The sequence below is a fragment of the Mesorhizobium sp. M1D.F.Ca.ET.231.01.1.1 genome, from assembly GCF_003999155.2.
Lineage (GTDB): Bacteria > Pseudomonadota > Alphaproteobacteria > Rhizobiales > Rhizobiaceae > Mesorhizobium.
Map to the genome: position 1 here is coordinate 100,170 of NZ_RZOZ02000011.1, position 12,844 is coordinate 113,013.

Here is a 12,844-nt window from a genome sequence, read left to right on the forward strand (position 1 = left end):
GAAAATGTCCCGTTCGACAACATCAGGCCCCTCCCAGCGCATGCTGCGCGTCGGCGAGCAGGTGCGCCATGCCCTGTCCGAAACCCTGCAGCGCGGCGAGATCATCGATCCAGTGATCGAGAACGCGGTCGTCTCGGTCTCCGAGGTGCGCATGTCGCCCGACCTTAAGATCGCCACCGCTTTCGTTTCGCCGCTCGGCGTCGGCGACGCCGATGCCGTGGTCGGCGCCCTCAACAAACACGCGAAATTCGTCCGCGGCCGCGTCTCCGGCGCGCTCAGGCAGATGAAGTACATGCCGGAGATTCGCTTCCGGCTCGACACGTCCTTCGACAATTTCGCCAGGATCAACGAACTGCTGAAATCGCCCGAAGTCGCGCGCGACCTCGACGACCAGGATAACGACAAGGACGAAGAATAAGTGGCGCGTCGCGGCAAGAAGAAGGGCAGGCCGGTTTCCGGCTGGGTGGTGCTGGACAAGCCGGTCGGCATGGGCTCGACCGAAGCGGTCTCCAAGATCAAATGGCTGTTCCAGGCGGAGAAGGCCGGCCACGCGGGCACGCTCGATCCGCTGGCCTCCGGCATGCTGCCGATCGCGCTCGGCGAGGCGACCAAGACCGTGCCTTACGTGCAGGACGGCGCCAAGGTCTACCGCTTCACCGTCGCCTGGGGCGAGGAGCGCTCGACCGACGACCTCGAAGGGCCGGTGACGAACAGCTCCGACCGGCGCCCGGCCGAGGCCGAGGTGAGGGCGCTGCTGCCGGAATACACCGGCATCATCATGCAGACGCCGCCGCAATTCTCGGCCATAAAGATCGCCGGCGAACGCGCCTACGACCTTGCCCGCGACGGCGAGACCGTCGACATTCCCGCCCGCGAGATCGAGATCGGCCGTTTGGACATCGTCCAGCATGGCGCCGATAAGACCGTCTTCGAGGTCGAATGCGGCAAAGGCACCTATGTGCGTTCGCTGGCGCGCGACATGGGCCGCGATCTGGGCTGCTTCGGCCATATCGCCGAACTGCGCCGCGTCGAGGTCGAGCCGTTCACGGCGGACGATTTCGTCACCGTCGCCGAGCTCGAAGCAGCGCGCTTCGGCGGCAGGGCCGATGAGAATTCTGGCGAGGAAGCCGAGGCGCCGGCCGATTTCGGTGCCATCGATCAGCTGCTGGTCGATACCGCCGCGGCGCTCGACTGCCTGCCGCAGGTCGCCGTCAGCGACGACGCGGCGACCAAGATCCGCCTCGGCAACCCCGTCATCATTCGCGGCCGCGATGCACCGGTCGAGGCCGAGGAGGCCTGCGCCACCGCGCGCGGCAAGCTCGTCGCCATCGGCGCCATCGAACAGGGCATGTTCAAGCCCAAGCGGGTCTTTGTCGGCTAAGTCTCCTCTAAAGCCTTGAATCTGCGCTTGGTCCTTTCTGAAAACCGATTCCGGTCGGCGACGTCATGCGTTAGTTTCAGTGGAGACTCAGGCTGACGGGCGCTCGGCGTCGAGGGATACATGGCTGACAGCGACAGAAAACGGGCGCCGTTGAAAACCCGCCGGCCGCCAGTTGGAGCTTCGCCTGGCACCTTGATCGCCGATCCGGCGGCGCGGCGCAGCGAGCTCAGGCTGACGTTGATCTCGCCCGAAAAATTCAAGACCATCGACAATGCCAGCATCGACGAGCTCAACACGCATTGCGACCAGTGGCCGATTGTCTGGCTGGATTGCACCGGACTTGCCAACATCCCGCTGATCGAGGAGATCGGCCGGATTTTCAACCTGCATCCGCTGGCGTTGGAGGATGTCGTCAACACCGGCCAGCGGCCGAAGGTGGATTTCTTCGAGGACCATGCCTTCGTCGCCATGCGCATGATCGACGATGTCACCGCGCACCGCTACGAGCAGATCGCGGTGTTCTTCGGCAAAAGCTTCGTCGTCACCTTCCAGGAGCGCGAAGGCGATCCGTTCGACCCCGTGCGCAAGCGCATCGCGGCGGCCATGCCCAACCGGCTGCGCTCGCGCAGCGCCGACTATCTCGCCTATGCGCTGATCGACGCCATCGTCGACAGCTATTTCCCGCCGATCGAGGCGGCGAGCGAATTGGTCGACGGCATCGAGGACCAGATGCTGAACACGCCGCACAAGCATCAGATGCGGCAGCTGCACGAGTTGCGGCGGGACGCCAATGTGCTGAAGGGAGTGCTGTGGCCGATGCGCGATGCGCTGGCAACGCTGATCCGCAACGACGTTCCCTTTGTGACGGCAGAGACCAAGATCTTCTTCAACGACACGCTCGACCATGCGCTGCGGCTGATCGAGCTGGTCGAGAACCAGCGCGACATGCTGACCGGCCTGATCGAGATGCATCTGTCGCTGACCCAGGCGCGTACCAACGACGTCATCTCCTATCTGACGATCGTCTCGGTGATCTTCATGCCGCTTACCTTCCTTGTCGGTGTCTGGGGCATGAATTTCGAGCCGGAAAGCTCGCCCTGGAACATGCCGGAGCTGAAGGCTTACTACGGCTACCCGGCGGCACTTTTGTTCATGCTGGTCGTCGCTGTCGGGCTCGTCGCCTTCTTCAAATGGAAGAAGTGGCTGTAGCGGGCGGAACCCTCTGTTTTTGCGGCAAGACCTGCGACAAGCCGGCTCGACGATTAGGCTGGCGTTTTGCAGGAAATTGCACTATATGCGCCGCAGCTTCGCGCCCTGACGCGTCGCTTGCACCGGCCCCTGCTGGACGACATCCCGGCTGTGGGCGTCCCGTTTCCTCGAACAGATAAGGAAAAACACGATGTCGATTACTGCCGATCGCAAGAAGGAATTGATGACTGAATTCGCAACCGCCAAGGGCGACACCGGGTCCCCGGAAGTCCAGGTTGCCATCCTTTCCGAGCGCATCAAGAACCTGACGGAGCACTTCAAGGACCACAAGAAGGATAACCATTCCCGCCGTGGTTTGCTTGCTCTCGTTTCCCAGCGCCGCAGCCTGCTTGACTACCTCAAGCGCAAGGATGACGCGCGCTATCAGACGCTGATCGACAAGCTCGGTCTGCGTCGCTGACGAATTGACCGGCGGGCTCTCTGCGGAGAGCCCGCCGGTCGCGCATTGGCACATCGGCTGGTCCGGTGTCTCGATGCTGAGAATGGAGCGCGAAGCGCTCTCGAAATTCGCATTCGCGCAGGGCGCGTTCCGGAAACAGGGATTTTCGGCGTCATGCGCAAGGCCGGCCGACCGGTCGGCCAGACCTGGTTCCGAAAGTGCAGAGGGCCATTCGGAACCGCCCGTGGACGGTCATGGGGCAGGATTGCAGGATGCTCGCTCGGCAATACGCCGGATTATCGAGCTTCCCGTTGTCTTGCCCGTGGCTGCCCGAAGGAAGCCAGGAAAGGGATGCCCCGCGACCGTTGAGACGGCGCGGCCCTTTCCGCATATGAAGGACAAGATATGTTCAATCATCACAAAGTGGAAATCGAATGGGGCGGCCGTCCGCTCATCCTGGAAACCGGCAAGATCGCCCGCCAGGCTGACGGTGCCGTGCTCGCCACCTACGGCGAGACCGTGGTTCTCGCCACCGTCGTTTCGATGAAGGAACCGAAGCCCGGCCTCGATTTCTTCCCGCTCACCGTCAACTACCAGGAAAAGACCTATGCCGCCGGCAAGATCCCCGGCGGCTATTTCAAGCGCGAGGGCCGTCCGAGCGAGAAGGAAACGCTGGTTTCCCGTCTGATCGACCGCCCAATCCGCCCGCTGTTTGCTGACGGCTACAAGAACGATACCCAGATCGTCGTCACCGTCGTCCAGCACGATCTCGAGAACGATCCGGACATCCTGTCGATCGTCGCCACCTCGGCCGCGCTCACGCTCTCCGGCGTGCCGTTCATGGGCCCGATCGGCGGCGCTCGCGTCGGCTATATCAACGGCGAATATGTGCTCAACCCGCATATCGACGAGATGGAGGAATCGAAGCTCGACCTCGTCGTCGCCGGCACCGCCGACGCCGTGCTGATGGTCGAATCCGAGGCCAAGGAGCTCAGCGAGGACCTGATGCTCGGCGCCGTCGTGTTCGGCCACAAGAGCTTCCAGCCGGTGATCGAGGCGATCATCAAGCTGGCCGAGGTCGCCGCCAAGGAGCCGCGCGACTTCACCGCTCCGGACTATTCCGAGCTCGAAGGCGAGATGCTGAAGATCGTCGGCGACGAGCTGCGCGAGGCCTACAAGATCACCGACAAGCAGTCGCGCTACGCCGCCGTCGACGCCGTCAAGGCGAAGGTCAAGGCAGCGTTCGCGCCGGCCGAGGGCGAGGAAGCCAAGTACGCGTCCGAGCAGATCGGCAGCGTCTTCAAGGAGCTCCAGGCCAAGGTGGTGCGGTGGAACATCCTCGACACCGGCTCGCGCATCGACGGCCGTGACCTGAAGACCGTGCGCAAGATCGTCTCCGAGGTCGGCGTCCTGCCGCGTACCCATGGTTCGGCGCTGTTTACCCGCGGCGAGACCCAGGCGCTGGTCGTCGCCACGCTTGGCACCGGCGAGGACGAGCAGTATGTCGACTCGCTGACCGGCATGTACAAGGAGAAGTTCCTCCTCCACTACAACTTCCCGCCCTATTCGGTCGGTGAAACCGGCCGCATGGGCTCGCCCGGCCGTCGCGAGATCGGTCACGGCAAGCTTGCCTGGCGCGCGATCCGCCCGATGCTGCCCTCCGCTGACCAGTTCCCCTATACGCTGCGCGTCGTCTCGGAGATCACCGAGTCCAACGGCTCGTCCTCGATGGCGACCGTCTGCGGCACCTCGCTGGCGCTGATGGATGCCGGCGTGCCGATCGCCAAGCCCGTGGCCGGCATCGCCATGGGCCTGATCAAGGAAGGCGAACGCTTCGCCGTGCTCTCCGACATCCTCGGCGACGAGGATCACCTCGGCGACATGGACTTCAAGGTCGCCGGCACCGCCAATGGCGTCACCTCGCTGCAGATGGACATCAAGATCGATGGCATCACCGAGGAGATCATGGGGATCGCGCTCGGCCAGGCCAAGGACGGCCGCCTGCATATCCTCGGCGAGATGGCGCATGCGCTTTCTTCCTCGCGCGCCGAGCTTGGTGAGTTCGCGCCGCGCATCGAGGTCATGCATATCCCGACCGACAAGATCCGCGACGTCATCGGCTCCGGCGGCAAGGTGATCCGCGAGATCGTCGAGAAGACCGGCGCCAAGATCAACATCGAGGACGACGGCACGGTCAAGATCGCTTCGGCCAACGCCAAGGAGATCGAGGCTGCGAAGAAGTGGATCCACACCATCGTTGCCGAGCCGGAAGTCGGCGAGATCTACGAGGGCACCGTCGTCAAGACGGCCGACTTCGGCGCCTTCGTCAACTTCTTCGGCCCGCGCGACGGCCTCGTCCACATCTCGCAGCTCGCCAATGAGCGCGTCGCCAAGACCTCCGACGTCGTCAAGGAAGGCGACAAGGTCTGGGTCAAGCTGATGGGCTTCGACGAGCGCGGCAAGGTTCGCCTGTCGATGAAGGTCGTCGACCAGGCGACCGGCAAGGAAATCGTTCAGGAGAAGAAGAAGCCGGAAGGCGAGGAAGACGCCGCCTGATCGGCCTGACTGGATAGTTGAACGGGCGCGCCGCGAGGTCGCGCCCGTTTTTGTTTCAAGGGCATGTGAATGGTCGCAGAGCCGCTGAAGACGTTGTTTCATCCCTTCGAGGCCGAGACGCTGCCTCTGCCGGGGCAGGACGCTCGCGTGCTGTTCCTGGGGGCCGAACCCGGTTTCCGCTTACCCGACGGTTTCGATGGCGCGCTGCATCTCGTGCAAGGCTTCCGGCCGCATTTTCGCGCCCTGCAGGCGACAGGCCACAGGGTTACGCCGCGAGCGGAAGCTTCCGGGTTCGATACCGCCCTGGTGCTGGCGGGCCGGCATCGCGGCCAGAACGAGCTGCGCATCGCCGAGGCGATCGAGCGCGTGGCGCCGGGCGGGCTGATCGTCGTCGCCGGCGGCAAGGAGGACGGCATCGACAGCCTGCGCAAGCGCGTCGATGCGCTGGCGCCGCTGGAAGCCCACCTGCCGAAACATCACGGCGTCGCCTTCTGGTTCCGCCAGGCCGGAACGGATGCGGCCCGCGCGCTTCGCGTCGCCAACCCGGATCTGGTCGTTGCGGGCCGCTTCCGCACCGCGCCCGGCATGTTCTCCTTCGATCGCGTCGACGCCGGCTCGAAGCTTCTGCTGGACAGCCTGCCGCGGGGCCTTGCGGGCAACGTCGCCGATTTCTGCGCCGGCTGGGGTTATCTGGCGGCGGAGGTCTCGGCACGCTCGCCGGACCTCGCCGGTCTCGATCTCTACGAGGCGGATTTCGAGGCCCTGGAGGCGGCGAAGGTCAATGTCCGCGCAGCCGGGGCCGCGCCGCGTTTCTTCTGGACCGACCTGGTGTCGGAAACGGTCGAGCGGCGCTATGACGCGATCGTCATGAACCCGCCGTTCCACAGCGGCCGGGCTGCCGAGCCGGGCATCGGCTCAGGCATGATCCGTGCGGCGTCGAAGGCGCTGAAACCAGGTGGGCGCCTGTTCATGGTGGCGAACCGGCAGTTGCCCTACGAACAGGTGCTGGCGGGAGCCTTCTCAAGCCACGCCGAGATCGCGCGCGACGGCATGTTCAAGGTGTTTTCGGCGCGGCGATAAAAGCAATTCCAGGAAAAGTGTGAAGCGGTTTTCCGTCTGGAATTGCGTCAAGGAAGAACACAATTCCAGGAAAAGTGTGAAGCGGTTTTCCGTCCGGAATTGCGTCAAGGAAGAACACAATTCCAGGAAAAGCGTGAAGCGGTTTTCCGTCCGGAATTGCGCAGGATCAAAGGCGGATTACTGCAGGCTGACGATACGTGCGGGCTCCCGCGCGCTGAACGCAGGGCGCGTCTCGCCGAGCTCGACCCTGAGCGGCGCGGGACGCCCGAACAGATAGCCCTGCACCACCTCGCAGCCGGCGGCTCTCAGCAGCGTCGCCTGGTTCTCGGTCTCGACGCCTTCGGCGATGATGCCGACGCCAAGTGCCCGCGACAGCCCGACGATGGTCGAGACCACGGCGCCCGAGCTGGAATCGGTATCTATGCGGCTGACGAAGGAGCGGTCGATCTTCAGCTTGCCGAACGAGAAGTCGATCAGGTAGCTCAGATTCGAATAGCCGGTGCCAAAATCGTCGACGGCGACCGAGATGCCCATCTCGGCGAGCTGCTTGAGGATGACGGCCGCCCGGTCGCGGTCCTGCATCATCGCCGTTTCGGTGACTTCGAGCTCGAGCCGCGACGGCTTGATGCCGGTCGATGCCATGGTCTCGCGCACGATGCCGACGAAGTCCTTGGTCATGAACTGGACCGGCGAGATGTTGACGGCGACGAAGCAATCCTGCGGCAGGTGCTGGGCGTCGCTGCAGGCCTTGCGCAGCACCCACTCGCCGATCGGATTGATCATGCCGGTTTCCTCGGCGATCGGAATGAATTCCATCGGCGGGATCATGCCGCGTTCAGGATGCTTCCACCGGATCAGCGCCTCATAGCCGACGACCCGGCCGCCCTGCAGGTCGAATTGCGGCTGGTAGTGGAGGCTGAAGTCGCCGCGATCGAAGGCGGTTTTCAGCTCGGATTCGATCCATTGCCGGTAGTCCGCCACCCGCCCCATATCGGCGTGGAAGACCGACCAGTTGCCGATGCCGCTTGCGCGCGCATTCTGCAGCGCCAGGTTCGATCGGCGAAGGATCAGCACCGGATCGACGCCGTCCTTCGGCATCGCCACGACACCGACGGACATGCTGACGGACTGCAGGTGCCTCTGGAGTTGATAGGGCTCCATCATCTGGTTGATCAGCTTCTCGAGCAGCCGTTCCAGCGATCCCGTCAATTCGCAGTCCGGCAGCAGCACGGCGAATTCGCCGGCGCCGATGCGCCCGATCACCGCATTCTCCGGCATGCTCTCCTGCAGCCTTCCGGTGAAGGCGCGGACCAGCTCGTCGCCATTGCTGTAGCCGATGGCATCGTTGATCTGCTTGAAGCGGTCGATGTCGATATCGATCAGGTAGACCGGTTCGCCGGTCCTGATCGTTTCCGACGCCGCCGCGGCGATCTTGCCGACCATGGCCGGGCGCGACAGCAGCCCCGTCAGCTTGTCGAAATGCGTTTCCTTGAAGACGTATTCGGCCGATTCATCGACGCCCGCGAAGAACGAGAGCGCGGCGCCGCCGGCGGAAAGGGCGCAGAGCGCCGCGATGATTGCCGCCATCGTCTCCGCCGTCATGCCGGCCAGGCCGTCGCCGAAGCCGAACTGCAATCCCCAGAGTCCGAGGATGAAACTGCCCACGGCCGAGCTGGCGATGGTGATCAGCCGGAACAGCGGTGTTCGCTTCGGGTTGCTGACTGCAGACATGCAAGGTCCCCAAACTACGGGACCTTCTAGCGGATGCCTCCTTAAAATGAGTTTCCGCCAATGCCTCCAATTTTACCGGAAGGTATTTTTTTCGTTAGCGAATTATTCGCGGGCGCCGTCGTTCTGCTTCAACTCCTCGAGCGTCGGCATGGAGACGATGTGGTAGCCGGAATCGACATAGTGGATTTCGCCGGTGACCCCCGAAGACAGATCGGACAGCAGGTAGAGCGCCGAGCCGCCGACCTCGTCGATGGTCACGGTGCGCCTGAGCGGCGAGTTGCGCTGCTGATAGGAGAACATGTGGCGCGCGTCCGAAACGCCGGAGCCGGCGAGCGTCCGCACCGGTCCCGCCGAGATGCCGTTCACCCGGATGCCGCGCGGACCGTAGTCATTGGCGAGATAGCGCACGCTCGCCTCGAGCCCGGCCTTGGCGACGCCCATGACGTTGTAGTTCGGCATGACCCGAACCGACCCGGCATAGGTCAGCGTGATCATCGAGCCGCCATTCGTCATCAGCGCCGCGGCATTGCGGGCGATCTCGGTGAAGGAATAGCAGGAGATCACCATGGTGCGGACGAAGTTGTCGCGGCTGGTGTCGGCGTAGAGGCCCTTGAGCTCGTTCTTGTCGGAGAAGCCGATGGCGTGGACGATGAAATCCAGTCCGCCCCAGGCCTCGCCGAGCGTCTCGAAGGTCGCGGTGACGGAGGCGCTGTCCTCGACGTCGCAAGGCACGATCAGCGAGGCGCCGACCTTCTCGGCCAGCGGCTTGACCCGCCGCCCGAAAGCGTCGCCCTGATAGGTGAAGGCGAGCTCCGCCCCGTGTTCGGACAATTTCCTGGCGATGCCCCAAGCGATCGAATGATCGTTGGCGACCCCCATGACAAGCCCGCGCTTGCCCTTCATCAACCCTTCCATAAAAGGCAATCCTTATGCGGAATAGCGCTGGAAAATCAGCGTTGCGTTGGTGCCACCGAAACCGAAGGAATTGGACAGAACGGTGTCGATCTTGGCGTTCTCGATGCGCTTGCGCACGATCGGCATGCCCTCGAATTCCGGATCGAGCTCCTCGATATGGGCGCTCTCGCCGATGAAGCCGCCCTGCATCATCAGGATCGAGTAGATCGATTCCTGGACGCCGGCGGCGCCGAGCGAATGGCCGGTCAGCGACTTGGTCGAGGTGATGTAGGGCATCTTGTCGCCGAACACCTCGCGGATGGCGCCCATTTCCTTGGAATCGCCGACCGGCGTCGAGGTGCCGTGGGTGTTGATGTAGTCGACCGGTGTCGAGACGGTTGCAAGCGCCTGCCGCATGCAGCGGACGGCGCCTTCGCCCGAGGGCGCCACCATGTCGTAGCCATCGGAGGTCGCGCCGTAGCCGACGATCTCGGCATAGATCTTGGCGCCGCGCGCCTTGGCATGCTCCAGCTCTTCCAGCACCAGCACGCCAGCGCCGCCGGCGATGACGAAACCGTCGCGGTTGACGTCATACGCGCGCGATGCGGCCGATGCCTTGTCGTTGAATTTCGACGACATGGCGCCCATGGCGTCGAACAGGTCCGACATCGTCCAGTCGAGATCCTCGTGGCCGCCGGCGAACATCATGTCCTGCTTGCCCCACTGGATCAGCTCATAGGCATTGCCGATGCAGTGCGCCGAGGTCGAGCAGGCCGACGAGATCGAGTAGTTGACGCCGTGGATCTTGAACCAGGTGGCCAACGTGGCCGAAGCGGTCGACGACATCGCCTTCGGCACCGCGAACGGACCGATGCGCTTCGGGCTGCTGTTCTTGAGTGTGATTTCCGCCGCCTCGACAATCGTCCTGGTCGACGGTCCGCCGGAGCCCATGACGATGCCGGTGCGCTCGTTGGTGATGTCGCCCTCGCCCAGACCGGCGTCCGCGATCGCCTGATCCATGGCGACATGGTTCCATGCGGCGCCCTGGCTCAGGAAACGCATGGCACGGCGGTCGATCATCGCTGACGGGTCGAGCGTCGGCGCGCCCCACACCTGGCAGCGGAAGCCGTGCTCGGCGAAGGAATTGGAAAAGCTGATGCCGGACTTGGCATCGTAAAGCGAGGACTGCACCTCATTGGCGTTGTTGCCGATCGACGACACAATGCCGAGGCCTGTCACTACGACCCGTCTCATTCGCAACTCCTTCCGGCGTAGTTTGGCAAAAACCTAATCGGTTTTCGCGCTCGATCATACGCAAAATAACTGCCGCGGCGTCCTTGCGCATCCGTCTGACACGCGAGGCCCCGTGGCGAAAACGATCAGGCGGCGGACTGCTTGGACAGGCCGACCTTCAGATCCGTTGCCGCGTATATGGGTTCGCCATCCGCCTTGAGCCAGCCATCGGCGATGCCGAGCACGAGGCGGCCGCGCATCACCCGCTTGAAGTCGACGCCATATTCGACCTTCTTGACCGACGGCGTCACCATGCCCTTGAATTTCACCTCGCCGGTCGACAGCGCCATGCCCTTGCCGGGCTCGCCCAACCAGCCGAGATAGAAGCCGGTCAATTGCCACATGGCGTCGAGGCCGAGGCAGCCCGGCATAATCGGATTGCCGATGAAATGGCAGGCGAAGAACCAGAGATCCGGCTTGATGTCGAACTCGGCACGGATGAAACCCTTGTCGAAAGCGCCGCCGGTCTCGCTGATCTCGGTGATGCGGTCGAACATCAGCATCGGCGGGTAGGGCAGCTGGGCGTTTCCCGGTCCGAACAGCTCGCCGCGGGCGCAGGCAAGCAGTTCCTCGTAGTCGTAGCTGGACTTTTGACCCGCCATTAATTCCGTCCCCGTTTTCCTTCCGGGCGGCAGGGCGCCCTTGTCGTTGGTTTCCTAACACACTCTGTTTGCGGCCGGAAACCGGCGTTTGCGCTTAACCCGTGCGCCTTCCTGGGTCAATGCGCGCTATTGATCGCATTTGGGCGACAGAATATATGTCGGGTGATGTCCAGTTATAGGCATTGACGTCTTTTTGCCATTCTGGACCGGTCTATGGGGCTGGCTGAACGCTTCGACGGGATAGATGGACTCGGGCTGCCGGAAGGAAAATGTCGCTGTGGACAAGCGGGTTCGCGAAGCCGGCCTGAGGCCGACGCGCCAGCGCATCGCGCTGGCCGATCTGCTTTTCGCCAAGGGTGATCGCCACCTCTCGGCCGAGGAACTGCACGAAGAGGCGATCGCCGCCGGCGTGCCGGTTTCGCTGGCGACCGTCTACAACGCGCTGCATCAGTTCACCCAGGCCGGCCTGCTGCGCATCCTTGCGGTCGAAGGGTCCAAGACCTATTTCGACACCAACACTTCCGATCACCACCATTTCTATGTCGAGGGCGAGAACCGCATCTTCGACATCGCCAGCGGCCCGGTGAGCGTCTCCAACCTGCCGCAACCTCCGGAAGGCATGGAGATCGCCAATGTCGACATCGTTGTCAGGCTGCGCCCCAAGCGCCGCGATTGATCGATGGCGATGAGGCCTGTCGATCTGGCGGTCCGGTTGGAATGGGTCGCCGCCGCCGTGGTGGCCATCGTCCTCTACGAAATGACCGGCATATCCTGGTGGCTGTTTGCGCTCCTCATCCTGGCGCCGGACCTGTCGATGCTGGGCTACCTCGCCGGGCCGCGTATCGGCGCGATGGCCTACAACGCGCTGCACGTCCTGTTCGCCCCGCTCGTCCTGGCGCTCGCCGGCGTCCTGCTTGCCGCCCCAATCACGACAGCGGTGGCGCTGATCTGGATCGCCCACATCGCCATCGACCGCGCACTTGGCTACGGACTGAAACTGTCAACCGGCTTTCAGGATACGCATCTCGGGCGGATCGGCCGCGACCGGGCCACGATCAGTTCTTGACCTTCTCGCCCGGATAGGCGCCCCAGACCTGCGACTGGGCTATCCAGCCGCTATGGCCGTCGAAGGTCATCTCGCACCACTGGCCGTCGCACTTCTTGATCGAGCCCATGACCCCAGGCTCGAGGATGGCGACCACGCCGGCGTCCTTGTCGGGATCGTAGAGCAGATTGATTCGGCCGCCCTTGCCGCGCTGCCAGGGGGCGACGATCACGGTGCGGCGGCCCGAAAGCAGCGACTGGTTGATCCAGCCCTCGGAGCCGTCGGCGTCGCGGACGCGGCGCCAGGTGTCGAACTCCTGGATGATCTCCATCGGCAGCCCGGCCTTCATGTACATCCAGTCGACGGAATAGTTGGCGCCCGGGCCGACGCGTGAATTGACGCGGCCCGATTTCAGGCTGACGAAACGCGGCAGCGGCAGGCCGCTCGGGCCCAGGACCACGGTTTGGGCGGGCGCCGCCGCGCTTTGCGCGGATGCCTGCGGCACGCAAAGCAAAGCCCCGAGGACGGCCGCGCTGAAAGCCAGGCGAAGCGACGCGAAACCAGACACCTTTGTTCCTTTCGGCGCCGGTCCGTAGGGATGAGCGCCCCTTTTT

13 protein-coding genes are annotated in these 12,844 nt (G+C 63.7%); 8 read left to right on the forward strand and 5 right to left on the reverse strand.

All coding sequences use genetic code 11. The features are described from left to right. The first annotated feature begins 4 nt into the window (after positions 1 to 4). The 6 genes from rbfA (at position 5) to EN874_RS25225 (ending at position 6,665) form a co-directional block, all read left to right on the forward strand. A complete protein-coding gene (gene rbfA / locus EN874_RS25200; RefSeq protein WP_126086018.1) occupies positions 5 to 418 on the forward strand; it encodes a 30S ribosome-binding factor RbfA in 414 nt (137 codons plus the stop codon). After that, positions 419 to 1,381 (forward strand): tRNA pseudouridine(55) synthase TruB, encoded by a 963-nt coding sequence (gene truB / locus EN874_RS25205; protein ID WP_127427651.1) that lies wholly within the window; start codon positions 419 to 421, stop codon positions 1,379 to 1,381. A gap of 120 nt (positions 1,382 to 1,501) precedes the next feature. Next, positions 1,502 to 2,590, forward strand: a complete 1,089-nt coding sequence (gene corA, locus EN874_RS25210; RefSeq protein ID WP_127427652.1) for a magnesium/cobalt transporter CorA — start codon at positions 1,502 to 1,504, stop codon at positions 2,588 to 2,590. A gap of 148 nt (positions 2,591 to 2,738) precedes the next feature. Then, the gene (gene rpsO / locus EN874_RS25215) at positions 2,739 to 3,050 is read left to right on the forward strand and encodes a 30S ribosomal protein S15 (protein WP_281058988.1); all 312 of its coding nucleotides are present in this window, start codon (positions 2,739 to 2,741) and stop codon (positions 3,048 to 3,050) included. A gap of 384 nt (positions 3,051 to 3,434) precedes the next feature. Further along, positions 3,435 to 5,585 carry a polyribonucleotide nucleotidyltransferase gene (gene pnp, locus EN874_RS25220; protein WP_127427653.1) on the forward strand — a complete coding sequence of 717 codons (2,151 nt, stop codon included), beginning with the start codon at positions 3,435 to 3,437 and terminating at the stop codon, positions 5,583 to 5,585. 69 nt (positions 5,586 to 5,654) lie between these two features. Continuing rightward, entirely contained in the window at positions 5,655 to 6,665 is a 1,011-nt protein-coding gene (locus EN874_RS25225; protein ID WP_127427654.1) for a class I SAM-dependent methyltransferase, read from the forward strand. A gap of 177 nt (positions 6,666 to 6,842) precedes the next feature. Here the strand turns inward: EN874_RS25225 and EN874_RS25230 are convergent, their stop codons facing one another. From EN874_RS25230 to fabA, 4 genes are all read right to left on the reverse strand, one after another. Continuing rightward, positions 6,843 to 8,396, reverse strand: coding sequence for a bifunctional diguanylate cyclase/phosphodiesterase (locus tag EN874_RS25230; RefSeq protein ID WP_127427655.1), 1,554 nt, complete (start codon positions 8,394 to 8,396; stop codon positions 6,843 to 6,845). 102 nt (positions 8,397 to 8,498) lie between these two features. Beyond that, on the reverse strand, positions 8,499 to 9,311 hold the full coding sequence (fabI, locus tag EN874_RS25235) for an enoyl-ACP reductase FabI (RefSeq protein WP_127427656.1): 813 nt from the start codon (positions 9,309 to 9,311) through the stop codon (positions 8,499 to 8,501). Positions 9,312 to 9,323: 12 nt separating this feature from the next. Beyond that, complete coding sequence (gene fabB / locus EN874_RS25240; RefSeq protein ID WP_127427657.1) at positions 9,324 to 10,544, reverse strand: beta-ketoacyl-ACP synthase I; 1,221 nt, start codon at positions 10,542 to 10,544, stop codon at positions 9,324 to 9,326. A gap of 125 nt (positions 10,545 to 10,669) precedes the next feature. Next, the gene (gene fabA / locus EN874_RS25245; protein WP_027165888.1) at positions 10,670 to 11,185 is read right to left on the reverse strand and encodes a 3-hydroxyacyl-[acyl-carrier-protein] dehydratase FabA; all 516 of its coding nucleotides are present in this window, start codon (positions 11,183 to 11,185) and stop codon (positions 10,670 to 10,672) included. 244 nt (positions 11,186 to 11,429) lie between these two features. Here fabA and irrA point away from each other — a divergent pair, with 244 nt between their 5' ends. Continuing rightward, entirely contained in the window at positions 11,430 to 11,861 is a 432-nt protein-coding gene (gene irrA / locus EN874_RS25250) for an iron response transcriptional regulator IrrA (RefSeq protein ID WP_127427658.1), read from the forward strand. Positions 11,862 to 11,870: 9 nt separating this feature from the next. Next, entirely contained in the window at positions 11,871 to 12,251 is a 381-nt protein-coding gene (locus tag EN874_RS25255) for a DUF4260 domain-containing protein (RefSeq protein WP_127427732.1), read from the forward strand. On the opposite strand, the gene EN874_RS25260 is transcribed toward EN874_RS25255, so the two are convergent. Further along, positions 12,241 to 12,798, reverse strand: a complete 558-nt coding sequence (locus EN874_RS25260) for an SH3 domain-containing protein (protein WP_127427659.1) — start codon at positions 12,796 to 12,798, stop codon at positions 12,241 to 12,243. The two genes, EN874_RS25255 and EN874_RS25260, sit on opposite strands and share 11 nt — an antisense overlap. Between the last annotated feature and the right edge of the window lie 46 nt (positions 12,799 to 12,844).

Excerpts from the sequence above, each read along its gene's own strand:
- irrA (WP_127427658.1), top strand. The coding sequence starts at position 11,430 with ATGGACTCGGGCTGCCGGAAGGAAAATGTCGCTGTGGACAAGCGGGTT.
- pnp (WP_127427653.1), top strand. The coding sequence starts at position 3,435 with ATGTTCAATCATCACAAAGTGGAAATCGAATGGGGCGGCCGTCCGCTC.
- EN874_RS25230 (WP_127427655.1), bottom strand. The coding sequence starts at position 8,396 with ATGTCTGCAGTCAGCAACCCGAAGCGAACACCGCTGTTCCGGCTGATC.
- EN874_RS25255 (WP_127427732.1), top strand. The coding sequence starts at position 11,871 with ATGAGGCCTGTCGATCTGGCGGTCCGGTTGGAATGGGTCGCCGCCGCC.
- fabA (WP_027165888.1), bottom strand. The coding sequence starts at position 11,185 with ATGGCGGGTCAAAAGTCCAGCTACGACTACGAGGAACTGCTTGCCTGC.
- fabI (WP_127427656.1), bottom strand. The coding sequence starts at position 9,311 with ATGGAAGGGTTGATGAAGGGCAAGCGCGGGCTTGTCATGGGGGTCGCC.
- EN874_RS25225 (WP_127427654.1), top strand. The coding sequence starts at position 5,655 with ATGGTCGCAGAGCCGCTGAAGACGTTGTTTCATCCCTTCGAGGCCGAG.
- rbfA (WP_126086018.1), top strand. The coding sequence starts at position 5 with ATGTCCCGTTCGACAACATCAGGCCCCTCCCAGCGCATGCTGCGCGTC.
- fabB (WP_127427657.1), bottom strand. The coding sequence starts at position 10,544 with ATGAGACGGGTCGTAGTGACAGGCCTCGGCATTGTGTCGTCGATCGGC.
- corA (WP_127427652.1), top strand. The coding sequence starts at position 1,502 with ATGGCTGACAGCGACAGAAAACGGGCGCCGTTGAAAACCCGCCGGCCG.